The following is a 12,304-nucleotide window of genomic DNA, read 5'->3' as shown; positions in this document are numbered from 1 at the left end:
CAGCTCTGCAGGCGGGGCGCGGCGCCCGCGCCCGGCGGTGCGATGCGAATGGGATACTGGAGACGATCCGGCCCGTCGTCGTGCCCGGTCCCCCCGGTGGACGGTCCGGGGCCGTCGCCGGCGCGACGCAAGCCCACACTTTCGGGGCGGATTCGTGCCCGGTGCTCCGCGGCCGTCCGTCCGGCCACCCGCCGAAGCACCGACAAGGAGAAAACCGTGACTGCACCGTCCTCTTCGGACGGACTGGGCGCCGTCCTGTGGGACATGGACGGCACGCTCGTCGACTCCGAGAAGCTCTGGGACGTCGCGCTGTACGAGTGCGCGGAAGCGCTCGGCGGCACGCTGTCGGAGGAGCAGCGGATGACGCTCGTGGGGTCCAACATGGACGCCACGGCCACCTACCTGCTGGACGTCACCGCACGGGAGGTCACGCCGGAGTCGGTGGCCGAGACCGGCGCGTGGATCCGCCGGCGCACGGCGGGCCTGTTCGACGACGCGCTGCCGTGGCGCCCCGGTGCGCGCGAAGCGCTGGCCGCGGTGAAGGCCGCCGGCATCCCGTCGGCGCTGGTCACCTCGACCGAGCGCGCGCTGACCGAGCTGGCGCTGCAGACGATCGGCCGCGAGTTCTTCGACGTCACGGTGTGCGGTGACGAGGTCGACGGGCTGAACAAGCCGCACCCGCGGCCCTACCTCAAGGCCGCCGAGCTGCTCGGCGTGCCGCCGGAGCGGTGCGTCGCGGTGGAGGACTCGCCGCCGGGCGCGCAGTCGGCCGAGAGCGCCGGCTGCGCGGTGCTCGTGATCCCGAACGACGTGGCGGTCCCGGCAGGGACGCGGCGGGTGTTCCGCGAGTCGCTCGCCGGCGTCGACGTGGCCGCGCTGGCCGCGTTGCTGCCGGGAGTGTGACCCCTGCGGCATCGGGGTCACCCGGGGCAGCGCCCGCCCGTGCGGGATGGAAGGATCTGCAGACCGTGAAGACCTTCGATGAGCTGTTCGCGGAGCTTGCCGAGCGCGCCCGCACCCGTCCCGACGGGTCCGGCACCGTCGTCGCCCTCGACGACGGGGTGCACGCCCAGGGCAAGAAGGTGCTCGAGGAAGCCGGCGAGGTGTGGATCGCCGCCGAGCACGAGTCCGACGACCGCCTCGCGGAGGAGATCTCGCAACTGCTGTACCGGGTCCAGGTGCTCATGCTCGGCCGGGGGATCTCGACCGAGGACGTGTACCGCTACCTGTGACGCGTTCGCGCACCGGAGATCGAGGAGAGAGCGAAATGCTGCGTGTTGCCGTGCCTAACAAGGGAGCCCTCGCCGCGGCGGCGGCGGAGATGCTTTCCGAGGCGGGCTACCGCAAGCGACATGACTCGAAGGACCTGACCGTGCTCGACCCGGTCAACGAGGTCGAGTTCTTCTTCCTGCGTCCCAAGGACATCGCGATCTACGTCGGCTCCGGCGAGCTCGACCTCGGCATCACCGGCCGCGACCTCGCGCTCGACTCGGGCGCGCCGGTCGACGAGATGCTCGCGCTGGGCTTCGGCGGGTCCACGTTCCGCTACGCCGCCCCGGCCGGCCAGGACTGGAAGCCGGCCGACCTGCAGGGCAAGCGCCTGGCGACCTCGTACCCGCGGCTCGTGCGCGAGGACCTGGCCCGCCACGGCGTCGAGGCCGAGGTGATCCGCCTTGACGGCGCCGTCGAGATCTCGATCCAGCTCGGCGTCGCCGACGCGATCGCCGACGTGGTCGAGTCCGGCCGCTCGCTGCGCCAGCACAACCTGGTGGCCTTCGGCGACCCGATCTGCGTGTCGGAAGCCGTGCTGCTGCAGCGCGCGGGCAGCGACTCGGCGAAGGCGAAGAGCCAGCTGGCCGCCCGGCTGCGGGGGGTGGTGTTCGCGCAGCAGTACATGATGCTCGACTACGACTGCCCGCGCACCCTGCTGGAGCAGGCCATCGCCATCACCCCGGGCCTGGAGTCGCCGACGGTCGCCCCGCTGGCCGACGAGGACTGGGTCGCCGTGCGCGCGATGGTGCCGCGCAAGAAGGTCAACCAGATCATGGACGAACTGGCCGAGGTCGGCGCCAAGGCGATCCTCGCCTCCGACATCCGCTCCTGCCGGTTGTAACCGAACGACGGACGAGGGCGCTTCCCGTTGCGGGAGGCGCCCTCTTGTCTGTCTACACTGGATGCTGCGGCTCACCGCGGCCTGTTTGGACGCTTCGGCATGAGGTCATACAGTTTTTTGCGGGCGCCGTTGTCGTTGGCGTTGCGGGTCATCGCGACTTCGGAGATGAAGTCCTCGAAGACGAACTCGTCGTCGGCCGGGACCTCGGTGGGGCCGAGGTTCTGGGCGAGGTAGCCGTCGAGGGTTCCGGCGATTTCGCGGAACGACAGGGCTTGCAGGGTTTCCGGCGCGTAGGTGGTGACAGGTACGCCGTTGGCCGCGGCCTCGTTCATCACGACGCCGAGCGGTACGTGCGAGAGCATCGGCACGCCGAAGTTGTACATCTCCTGCAGAGCCGCGGCCGCGTAGTGGGAGATCGGGCGGCGGTAGAGCCCCGGCACGATCCCGTACCACGCGATGGGCGTGCGGCCGGTGGTCTGTTCCACGTAGCGCACCTGGTCGGCGAGCAGCCGCAGCGCGCGGATGCTCGTTTTGTCCGGCTGCACCGGCACCAGGATCCCGTGGGACGCCGCGAGTGCGTTGTTGGTCAGCACGTCGAGCGCGGGCGGGCAGTCGATGACGACGTGGTCGTAGTTCGCGAACTGGATCACGCGCGCGAGCTGCCAGCCGGGCACCCGGAACGAGTCCAGCCGGCGGATCAGGTCGAACATGCCGGGCGACGTCGGGATCACGTCGAACGCGCCGCCGCGGCCGAGGTTGCTGCGCGGATGCGGCACCGCGAGCTCTTCGATCGGGCCCTTCCAGAGCTTCGTGAGCGCCTTCGCGAGCGTGGGTGCGTCACCGGACACCTCGGCCAGCCCGAGCATCTCGGTGGTGGCGTGCCCCTGCGGGTCGAGGTCGATCAGCAGCACGCGCCGGCCGCGTTCGGCCAACGCCGCGGCCGTGCCCACGCTGAGTGAGGTCTTGCCGACCCCGCCTTTCTGGTTGACCACCGAGGTGATCTGCATGCCGGAGCGCTCCCTTGTCGGTCGTTCCGCGAAGGTTATTGGATCCGGGGCGTGGGCGCGCGGTTATCCGCCCCCGGCCTGTCGTGGCCGGACGAGCAGAGCCTGCGCGCCGGTGCCGACCGGACCGGAGCCGTCGTGCAGGGTACTCGTGGCGGTGCCGACGCCGTGCGGCCCGACCAGGGTCACGGCGTCGAGTCCGATCCACTCGCCCTCCGGCGCCCGGCGCAGGTGGACGGTGAGCTCCGAGTTGATGAACCACCAGCCATCGGTGGGTAGGAAGTGGGACACGCCGTTGGCCGAGTCCGCGACCGCGAACAGCCGCTGCAGCCCGGTGGGCTCCTCGCCGTCGACGAGCGGGACCCGCTGCCGGCCCCACACCGCGGCCGGGCCCGGCGCCGAGATGCTGCCGCGTACGGCCCGCCACTCGACGGCGTTGAGGTAACCGCCGCGCCAGTCGGCGGGGAACGTCGTCTCCGTGCCCGCATCCGCCGGGGGCAGCAGGGGACCGGCGTCGGTCGCGACGGTCGTGGTGTCGGTGGTCGCGATGCGCCACGCGCTGGCCCGCGCGATCAGCCTGCCGTCCGCGGACAGCTCCGACTGCAGCAGCTCGACCGACCGGCCCGGCCGCTCGATCCACGACCGCTGGTCCAGCTCCGCGACCGGCGCCGGCCCGAGGATCTCGATGGTGACGCGCGCGATCAGCGCCGGGTGTGGCGCTTCGAGCCGCTCCAGCCCGCGCGCGAGCAGCGCCGACGGCGGGCCGAAGTGCTGCGCGCCGGGCGCCCAGGGGCCGCTGGTGTGCTCGGTCGCGGCGTACCGCTCGTCGCCGAGCGGCACGTAGAACGCGTCGGCCATCAGTCCGCCCGGTCCAGCGCGGTCTCTTCGCCCGCGTCGGGTTCCGGCCAGCCGGGGTACTCCGGCGGCGTGCCGCCGAACTCCGGGCAGTGGGCCTGGTGGTCGCACCACGAGCACAGCTTGCCGGGATTGGGCCGGAAGTCGCCGGTCTTGCCCGCCTTGAGGATCGCCTGCCAGATGGCTTCCAGCGTGCGCTCGAACCGCACCAGTTCCGCTTCGTCGGGCGTGTAGGCGAGCGACTGGCCGTCGGTGAGGTACATCAGCTTCAGCTGGCGCGGCACGATGCCGCGCAGCCGCCACAGCACCACGGCGTAGAACTTCATCTGGAACATCGCCTTGGCCTCGCCGATCTCACGCGGCGCGGCCCCGGTCTTGTAGTCCACCACGCGGATCTCGCCCGTCGGCGCCACGTCCACGCGGTCGATGTACCCGCGCAGCAGAACCCCCGAGCCCAGCTCGATCTCCACGTGCAGCTCACACGCCTCCGGCTCCAGCCGGCGCGGGTCCTCCAGCTCGAAGTACGCGTCGAGGAGCTTCTCCGCGGACGCCAGCCATTTGTCGGTTTCGCCCTCCTCGGCGTCCGTGAACAGCTCGGTCCACTCCGGATTCGCGGCCGACAGCTCCGCCCACGTGGGCGCCAGCAGATCCTTCGCCCGCGGCGCCACGCGCTCACCCGCGGGCAGACCGAACAGCCGTTCCAGCACGGCGTGCACGAGCGTCCCGCGCACCTGGGCCTTCGTAGGCACCTCGGGCAGCCGGTCGACGGCCCGGAATCGGTAGAGGAGCGGACACTGTTTGAAATCGCTGGCACGTGACGGCGACAGCGCCGGCCGCCTGCGGACGGGCGCGTCACCGTTTCCCGGTGGGGTGGTGACCGTAGCGGTGTCGGGCATGGCCAGAGCGTAACGCCGGGCACCGACAGGATTTGATTGCCTCGGCTCCGCCGGGGCGGCGAGATCGCCGTGAAGCCGGTGTTTCGACTGGGCGGTCTGATCGGCCGGGGCCGATCGCACCGCCCAGTCGAAACACCGGCGCGATCTCGCGGCCGGGTCCCCGCTGCCGGGGTGACCATGGGTGGGGAGGGTGCTGTCGCGAGGTGGTCGCCGCGGAGGAGGTGGGTTGACGTGATCAGGTTGGCTGCACGGGGGCACCACGGCTGGTTCCGAGCGCAAGGCGTGTTTCGCCTTCCCCGGCGACGAAGCCCCGCGCGCCGCCCCACGACTAGACCCGCCGCGCCGGATCCTCCGACCGAGCCCGCCATGCCCGGAACCCACGACCTAGCCGACGCCGGACCTCCTGATCAGGGCCGACTCGCCCGGTCCCTTGACCAAGCCCGCCATACGCGGCCTCGCGACGAAGCCCGACACGCCCGAGCCTTCACATCAATCCCGACACGCCCGGCCCCGTGACGAGATCCGACTCGCGGGCCGAGTGCCAATTCCGGCACGCCGGCCCGAGGACCAACTGCGACACGCCCAGCCCACGACCGAGCCGACCACGCCCGGCCTCGCGACGAGGTCCGACTCGGTTGACCCCACGAGCAAGTCCGACATCCGGGCATCGCGACCAAGCCCGCCATGCCGGGCCCCCTGACCAAGTCCGACACGGCGGCCCGGCGCCGAAGCCCCACCTGCACGGCCTCGGGACGAAGCCCGACACGCCCGGCCCTCCCCATCAATCCCGACACACCCGGGGCTCACGACGACCCTCGCGACGAGTGGGCCTTGCGCCGAAACCCGACCCACGCGGTCGCGCGAACAGGCCCGACCCGTCCGGGTCTCGAAACCAATTCCGGCGCGGCCGCCCCGGTGACGGAGCCCGGCGGGTCTCGCGACAAAGTCCGGCACGGCGGGTTTCGCGACGGAGCTCACATGCCTCGATCTCGTGGCGCCGTCCGGCGCGCATGGCTTTGTGACGAAGTCCCGCACGGCTGGCCCCTGCCATGAAGCCCGCCATGCTCGGGACTCACGGCGCCGTCCGATATGCGTGGCCTCGCGACGAAGTCCGGCACGGTCGGCCGGGCCACGAAGTCCTCCGTGCCTGGGTCTCGGGGCGCCATCCGGCGCGAGTGGCGTCGCGACGAAATTCGACATGTCCGGCCCGCGGCCAAACCCGACATGGCTGGGGCTCGACACGAGGCCGACCTGCCTGGGGCTCGCGGCGCAGTGCGACATGCGTGGCGTTGCGGCGATATCCGACACCCCCGGCTCGCGACCAAACCTCACCTGCCGGGGACTCGCTACGAGGCCGACACGCCCGGGCCTCGCACCCAAGATCGACTCACCCGATCTCGCGACCAGGCCCGCCCCCCTTGCCTCACCACAGCCCCGCCGCACCCGGTGCCGCCGAGCCCGACGCACCGGACGCGCCCGGTGTCACCACCAACCCCGACACTTCCGGCCCCCGACCAACCGCACGTTCCGACCCAGCTCACCACGCCCAGTCGACCCACCAGCGAGATCGCGCCGGCTTCCCGATTGTGCGGTGCGATCGGCCCCCGGCCGATCCGACCGCACAATCGGGAAGCCGGCTTCCAGGCGATCTCGCACGCCCCGGCGGAGCCGGGGCAAACAACACAGATCACCCGCTTCCCACACCTTGCCCTTTACTCTTGCCCGCATGGCCGCGACCCGACAGCACGGTGCCGGGCCGTCCCGGCGCGTCACGCCCGGCGACGGCGGGCTGTTGCTGTTCCGGGTGGCCGGGGTGCCGGTGTTGCTGGCGCCGTCGTGGTGGATCGGGTCGTTGATCATCGTGGTGCTGTACGCGCCGCTGGTGGGGCGGTTGCTGCCGGAGGCGTCGACGCCCACGTCGTGGTTGCTTGCGGCCGCGTTCGCGGTGCTGCTGGGGTTGTCGGTGCTCGCGCACGAGCTGGGGCACTGCCTGGTGGCGCTGCGGTTGGGGATTCCCGTGCGGCGGTTGCGGTTGTTCCTGCTCGGTGGGCTGTCCGAGGTCGCGCGGACGCCGCGCCGGCCCGGGCAGGAGGGGCTGGTGGCCGCCGCGGGGCCGGCCGTGTCGCTGGTGCTGGGTGGGTTCTGCGCCCTGCTGATGCTGGCCGTGCCGCCGGACGGGGCCGTGTGGCTGCTGGTCGCGGAGTGCGCCGTGGCGAACTTGGCGGTGGGTGTGTTCAACCTGCTCCCCGGGCTGCCGCTCGATGGCGGCCGTCTCGTGCGCGCGGGCGTGTGGGCCGCGACGGGGTTGCGTGCCAAGGGCACGCGCGCCGCCGTGGCCGGGGGCGCGGTGGTGGCGACCGGCCTGATCGTGTGGGCGCTGTGGGGCCTGGCGACCCAGAGCGAGGACCGCTGGCTGCGGCTCGGAGTCTGCGTGGTCACGGCGTGGTTCGTGATCCTCGGTGCCCGCGGAGAGCTCGCGGCGGAAGCCCGGCGCAGCTGGCCCGACGGCCTCGAGCTGGCCGAGCTGGTCCGGCCCGTGCTGCAGCTGCCCGCGGAAAGCCCGGTGTCCGACGCGCTCGCCGCCTCGGCCGGCCGCGGGGTCGTCCTCGTCCGAGCCGACGGGGTCGCCGCGGGGCTGCTCGACGAGCAGGCCGCCGAGCAGCTGGCCGGAACCCACCCGCACGCCCCGGCGGAGCTCGCGGCCGAGCCGATCCGCGCCGAGACGGTGCTCCTGGCCTCGGAGCCGGGAGAGGAGATCGCCGAACGCGTGCGCGAAACCCCCGCGTGGCAGTTCCTCGTGGTCGACGACGAGGGCCGCCCCGCCGGCGTGCTGCGCCGCGAAGACCTCCGGGCCGCGCTCGTGCGCGGCCGCCACGCTCACTGAGAGTGCACCCGACCGGCGACCCGCGCGGACGACCTGCGAGGATCTGACGCCAGCGTTTCGCGTGTGAGGTGGAGGAAGAAGTTGTCGGTCAGCGGACCGTTTCGCGCAGGAGACCGGGTTCAGTTGACGGACTCGAAGGGCCGGCACTACACCCTCACGCTCGTCGAGGGCGGGGAGTACCACACCCACCGCGGCGCGCTCGCGCACGACGAGCTGATCGGGCTCCCCGAGGGCTCCGTGGTCACCTCGGCCGGCGGCAGCAACTACCTCGCGCTGCGCCCCCTGCTGCCCGACTACGTGCTCTCCATGCCGCGCGGCGCCCAGGTGATCTACCCCAAGGACGCGTCGCAGATCGTCATGTGGGGCGACATCTTCCCGGGCGCCCGCGTGCTCGAAGCCGGCGCCGGCTCGGGCGCCCTGACGCTCTCGCTGCTGCGCGCCGTCGGCCCGGCCGGGCACGTGTCGTCCTACGAGATCCGCGACGACCACGCGGAGCACGCCGAGCGCAACGTCGTGAAGTTCTTCGGCGAGAAGCCGGACAACTGGACGCTCACCGTCGCCGACCTGGCCACGCACACCGGTGAGGTCGACCGGGTCGTGCTCGACATGCTCGCACCGTGGGACCAGCTGCCGAACGTCGCCGCGCACCTCGTGCCGGGCGGCGTGCTCACGGTGTACGTGGCGACCGTCACACAGCTTTCCCGGGTGACGGAGTCGTTGCGGGAACAGCAGTGCTGGACCGAGCCGGAGTCGTGGGAGACGCTGATGCGCCCGTGGCACGTCGTCGGCCTCGCGGTGCGGCCGGACCACCGGATGGTGGCGCACACGGCCTTCCTGCTCACCGCCCGCCGCCTCGCCGACGGAACGGTGTCCCCGCGCGTGTCGCGCCGGCCCGCGAAGGGCAAGGGCTGAGGTCTAGCCCGGCACGCACCACCGGCCGTTTTCGCGGTGCATCGGGAACGGCGTGTCCTTGCGCCCGCCCGCGCCTTCCACGTGCACGGTGACGCCGGCTGAATCGCCGGCCACGTCCGGCGGCGCCGCCAGGGTCACGGTGAGCGGTCCCGCGGCGTCCCACTTGGCCTGCAGGTCGGCCAGGGCCTGGGAAGTCTGTGGTTTGCACGTGAGCCGGCCGAACTCCGTGGCGTCGCCGCGCTTGATGGCGTCGACGATCGCGTTGGCGAGCACGTCCGTGGCGGCGACGTCCGCGTCGCTCGCGGGCGAGGAAGTGGTGGGAACGCGCGTCGGCGGCGAAGTCACGGGCGGCGGTGGCGCGGACGGCCCGGCCGGTGCGACCAGCACCAGGCCGAGCACCGCGCCGGCCACGAGAGCGCCGAGCACGACGAGCCCGGCGGTGAGTCTGCCACTCACCGCCGGGGTCTCACTGCTTGTCCGCCTGGGCGTCGACCAGGCACCAGACGCCGGCCTCGCGCTTGGAGGTCATCGTCCCGTTGGCCGTTTTCGTACCCTGCGTGGCCTTGTACCGCACGGACGCAGTGTCGCCGTTCTCCTGTGCGGCGCCCGTGAGCTGGACGTCGGTCTTCGGGATGTCCACGGCGCCGCCGTTGTAGAGGCTGCGGCAGGCGAGCCCGGCCAGCGCCGAGCCGTCGCCGCTGCTGAAGTCGGCCGCGGCGGCCTGGAACAGCTCCTGCGCGCTCTGCGTGCCGCCCGGCGCCGGCGCGTCGGTGCCGCCCGACGAGCTGGTGGACGGGGCGGAGCTGCGGGGGAGGCTCGGGGTGCCGGTGTTCGGCGCGCCGCCACCCTGGCCGGTCACGGCCGGGGGCGCCGGCGGAGCCGCGGTGTCGGTTTTGCCCTTGTCGCCACCCGAAAGCCCGATGACGAGACCGATCGCGGCACCCACCACGACCACCACGCCGACGGCGATCCCGACGATCAGGCCGGTCTTCTTTTTCTTCGGAGGCTGCTCGGTGTAGCTGCCGAAGGACTGATAACCACCCGGTTGGCCGTACTGATCGCCGAAACCGCCCTGCGAGAAGCTCTCGGGCTGCCCGAACTGCTGCGTTCCGCCCTGCTGGTACGGATCTTGCTGCCCGTACTGCTGGGGCCCGCCCTGCTGCTGATGGGGATCTTGCTGTCCGAACTGCGCCGGCTGGGCATACGGATCTTGCCGGCCGAAGGACGGGGGCTGCTGCGCCGGGTAGCCCGGCTGCTGCTGCGGACCGGACTGCGGGTACCCGCTCTGCGGCGGCCAGGTGCTCGGCTGCTGCCCGCCGTAGGGCTGCCCGCCGGGGTAGCCGGGCTGCTGCTGGGGGCCGGACTGGGGCTGACCTGGGCCCTGCGGGGACTGTCCGTAGGGATTCGGCTGCTGCCCGTAACCTCCGTAGCCACCGCCCTGCTGGCCGTGACCACCGGGCTGCTGCGGCGGGTAGGTCATGTGTGGTGCCCCCTAGCGTTCCTTCGCGTGCCGACCTGGCCACCGGGTGAGGTGAACCCCGGGGGATGCTAGCCAGGCCGCCCGGGATCCGTGCGCTCAGGCCGGAATCCGGCGAAACGAGGGTTGGTGGCGGGGTCCCCGGGGTACCTGCCCCGTGCTCGCTTTCGCCTGGTGGAACACGGCGTGACGGCCTCCGGTGTCCGGGCACCGAATCGGCCGCTTGCGCATCCGTGACGACCGTGCTGAGCGGGTACGGAAATCGCGACGCGCCGATCTTGTGATGCGGAAAGGCCTTTTCTTGTCGGTGATCGCCGGTACCGTGGAATGAAAAGCACTCCGAGGAGGTGCCCGATGCATCATGACCTTCCCGGAGGTCGGCGCGAGGAGGCCGACCCTTCAGCAACAGGCGGAGCTGGGCTTACGGCGGAACAACAAGCCCGGCAGATCCGTTTTCTCGACGAGGAAGTGGCGCTCTTGCGTCGCAAACTCACCGATTCGCCGCGGCAGAACCGAGTTCTCGAACAGCGCCTCGCCGAGGCGTCCGAACGGGTGAGCCAGCTCACCGAGCGCAATACGAAACTGGTCGAGACCCTGCGCGAGGCGCGTGGTCAGCTGCTCGCCCTCCGCGAAGAGGTCGACAGGCTGGCCCAGCCGCCGAGCGGCTACGGGGTCTTCGTCACCTCGTACGAGGACAACACGGTGGACGTCTTCACCGCGGGCCGCAAGATGCGGGTCTCGGTGTCGCCGGCCGTGGAGATCTCGTCGCTGCGCCGTGGTCAGGCGCTGCGTCTCAACGAGGCACTCACCGTCGTCGAAGGCGGCGATTTCGAGCGCACCGGTGAGGTGTGCGCGCTGCGTGAGGTGCTCGCACCCGAGGACGAGGGCGGCATTCCCCGCGCTCTCGTGGTGGGGCACGCGGACGAGGAGCGGGTCGTCCTGCTCTCCGAACCGCTGGCCGAGCAGCCGCTCAAGCCGGGCGACTCGCTGCTCGTCGACTCGAAGGTCGGGTACGCGTACGAGCGCGTGCCGAAGGCCGAGGTCGAGGACCTGGTGCTGGAGGAGGTGCCCGACGTCCGCTACGAGGACATCGGTGGCCTGAGCAGGCAGATCGAGCAGATCCGCGACGCGGTGGAGCTGCCGTTCCTGCACGCCGATCTCTACCAGGAGTACCAGCTGCGGCCGCCGAAGGGCGTGCTGCTCTACGGGCCTCCGGGCTGCGGGAAGACGCTCATCGCCAAGGCGGTGGCCAACTCCCTGGCCAAGAAGGTCGCGCAGGCGCGGGGCGACAAGGCGGACGGGAAGTCCTACTTCCTGAACATCAAGGGTCCCGAGCTGCTCAACAAGTTCGTCGGCGAGACCGAGCGGTCCATCCGCCTGATCTTCCAGCGGGCTCGGGAGAAGGCCTCCGAGGGCACTCCCGTCATCGTGTTCTTCGACGAGATGGACTCCATCTTCCGCACCCGTGGCTCGGGCGTGTCCTCCGACGTGGAGACCACGATCGTGCCGCAGCTGCTGTCGGAGATCGACGGTGTGGAAGGGCTGGAGAACGTCATCGTCATCGGCGCCTCCAACCGTGAGGACATGATCGACCCGGCGATCCTGCGGCCGGGCCGGCTCGACGTGAAGATCAAGATCGAGCGTCCGGACGCCGAAGGCGCGAAGGACATCTTCTCCAAGTACCTGGCCGAAGGCCTGCCGATCCACGCCGACGACCTGGCGGAGTTCGGCGGGGACCAGAAGGCCACGTTCGACGCGATGATCCAGCACACCGTCGAGCGCATGTACGAGGAGAGCGACGAAAACCGGTTCCTCGAGGTGACCTACGCCAACGGGGACAAGGAAGTCCTGTACTTCCGCGACTTCAACTCGGGCGCGATGATCCAGAACATCGTGGACCGGGCGAAGAAGTCGGCCATCAAGTCGGTGCTGGAGACCCAGCAGCCCGGCTTGCGCGTGCAGCACCTGCTGGACGCGATCGTCGACGAGTTCGCGGAGAACGAGGACCTGCCGAACACCACGAACCCGGACGACTGGGCCCGGATCTCCGGCAAGAAGGGCGAGCGGATCGTCTACATCCGCACGCTCGTCACCGGCAAGAACCAGGACTCGGGGCGGGCGATCGACACCGCCACGAACACGGGTCAGTACCTGTAAGGGATT

Annotated in this window: 11 protein-coding genes; 6 read left to right on the top strand and 5 right to left on the bottom strand. The window is 71.3% G+C overall.

Features of this window, described 5'->3' with window-relative positions; genetic code table 11:
• The first annotated feature begins 216 nt into the window (after positions 1 to 216).
• The 3 genes from ACQPXB_RS25625 (at position 217) to hisG (ending at position 2,113) form a co-directional block, all read left to right on the top strand.
• Complete coding sequence (locus ACQPXB_RS25625; RefSeq protein WP_432844702.1) at positions 217 to 903, top strand: HAD family hydrolase; 687 nt, start codon at positions 217 to 219, stop codon at positions 901 to 903.
• 65 nt (positions 904 to 968) lie between these two features.
• Positions 969 to 1,232: a phosphoribosyl-ATP diphosphatase gene (locus tag ACQPXB_RS25620; protein WP_184778231.1), complete on the top strand. Its 264-nt coding sequence runs from the start codon at positions 969 to 971 to the stop codon at positions 1,230 to 1,232.
• A gap of 35 nt (positions 1,233 to 1,267) precedes the next feature.
• Positions 1,268 to 2,113, top strand: a complete 846-nt coding sequence (gene hisG, locus ACQPXB_RS25615) for an ATP phosphoribosyltransferase (protein WP_366576191.1) — start codon at positions 1,268 to 1,270, stop codon at positions 2,111 to 2,113.
• A 71-nt stretch (positions 2,114 to 2,184) separates the two neighbouring features.
• On the opposite strand, the gene ACQPXB_RS25610 is transcribed toward hisG, so the two are convergent.
• The 3 genes from ACQPXB_RS25610 to ACQPXB_RS25600 all read right to left on the bottom strand — a co-directional run bounded on the left by ACQPXB_RS25610 (position 2,185) and on the right by ACQPXB_RS25600 (position 4,868).
• The gene (locus tag ACQPXB_RS25610) at positions 2,185 to 3,120 is read right to left on the bottom strand and encodes a ParA family protein (protein ID WP_366576189.1); all 936 of its coding nucleotides are present in this window, start codon (positions 3,118 to 3,120) and stop codon (positions 2,185 to 2,187) included.
• 63 nt (positions 3,121 to 3,183) lie between these two features.
• A complete protein-coding gene (locus tag ACQPXB_RS25605) occupies positions 3,184 to 3,975 on the bottom strand; it encodes a thioesterase family protein (RefSeq protein ID WP_386945452.1) in 792 nt (263 codons plus the stop codon).
• Positions 3,975 to 4,868: a RecB family exonuclease gene (locus tag ACQPXB_RS25600; protein ID WP_432844701.1), complete on the bottom strand. Its 894-nt coding sequence runs from the start codon at positions 4,866 to 4,868 to the stop codon at positions 3,975 to 3,977. Before ACQPXB_RS25600 ends, ACQPXB_RS25605 begins: the two co-directional genes overlap by 1 nt.
• Before the next feature lie 1,726 nt (positions 4,869 to 6,594).
• Between ACQPXB_RS25600 and ACQPXB_RS25595 the strand changes: the two genes are divergently transcribed.
• Positions 6,595 to 7,752: a M50 family metallopeptidase gene (locus ACQPXB_RS25595; RefSeq protein ID WP_386945453.1), complete on the top strand. Its 1,158-nt coding sequence runs from the start codon at positions 6,595 to 6,597 to the stop codon at positions 7,750 to 7,752.
• Between the two features lie 81 nt (positions 7,753 to 7,833).
• Positions 7,834 to 8,664, top strand: coding sequence for a tRNA (adenine-N1)-methyltransferase (locus ACQPXB_RS25590; RefSeq protein ID WP_432844700.1), 831 nt, complete (start codon positions 7,834 to 7,836; stop codon positions 8,662 to 8,664).
• A 3-nt stretch (positions 8,665 to 8,667) separates the two neighbouring features.
• On the opposite strand, the gene ACQPXB_RS25585 is transcribed toward ACQPXB_RS25590, so the two are convergent.
• Together ACQPXB_RS25585 and ACQPXB_RS25580 are read right to left on the bottom strand one after the other, a co-directional pair.
• Positions 8,668 to 9,120: a hypothetical protein gene (locus ACQPXB_RS25585; RefSeq protein WP_432844699.1), complete on the bottom strand. Its 453-nt coding sequence runs from the start codon at positions 9,118 to 9,120 to the stop codon at positions 8,668 to 8,670.
• A gap of 10 nt (positions 9,121 to 9,130) precedes the next feature.
• Entirely contained in the window at positions 9,131 to 10,144 is a 1,014-nt protein-coding gene (locus ACQPXB_RS25580) for a hypothetical protein (protein WP_432844698.1), read from the bottom strand.
• Between the two features lie 351 nt (positions 10,145 to 10,495).
• Between ACQPXB_RS25580 and arc the strand changes: the two genes are divergently transcribed.
• Positions 10,496 to 12,298, top strand: a complete 1,803-nt coding sequence (gene arc / locus ACQPXB_RS25575; protein ID WP_432844697.1) for a proteasome ATPase — start codon at positions 10,496 to 10,498, stop codon at positions 12,296 to 12,298.
• Positions 12,299 to 12,304 lie beyond the last annotated feature (6 nt).

It is taken from the genome of Amycolatopsis sp. CA-161197, from assembly GCF_050942255.1.
GTDB lineage: Bacteria > Actinomycetota > Actinomycetes > Mycobacteriales > Pseudonocardiaceae > Amycolatopsis.
This window is presented reverse-complemented; position numbering and strand designations above follow the sequence as displayed.

Excerpts from the sequence above, each read along its gene's own strand:
- hisG (WP_366576191.1), top strand. The coding sequence starts at position 1,268 with ATGCTGCGTGTTGCCGTGCCTAACAAGGGAGCCCTCGCCGCGGCGGCG.
- ACQPXB_RS25610 (WP_366576189.1), bottom strand. The coding sequence starts at position 3,120 with ATGCAGATCACCTCGGTGGTCAACCAGAAAGGCGGGGTCGGCAAGACC.
- ACQPXB_RS25605 (WP_386945452.1), bottom strand. The coding sequence starts at position 3,975 with ATGGCCGACGCGTTCTACGTGCCGCTCGGCGACGAGCGGTACGCCGCG.
- ACQPXB_RS25600 (WP_432844701.1), bottom strand. The coding sequence starts at position 4,868 with ATGCCCGACACCGCTACGGTCACCACCCCACCGGGAAACGGTGACGCG.
- ACQPXB_RS25595 (WP_386945453.1), top strand. The coding sequence starts at position 6,595 with ATGGCCGCGACCCGACAGCACGGTGCCGGGCCGTCCCGGCGCGTCACG.
- ACQPXB_RS25580 (WP_432844698.1), bottom strand. The coding sequence starts at position 10,144 with ATGACCTACCCGCCGCAGCAGCCCGGTGGTCACGGCCAGCAGGGCGGT.
- arc (WP_432844697.1), top strand. The coding sequence starts at position 10,496 with ATGCATCATGACCTTCCCGGAGGTCGGCGCGAGGAGGCCGACCCTTCA.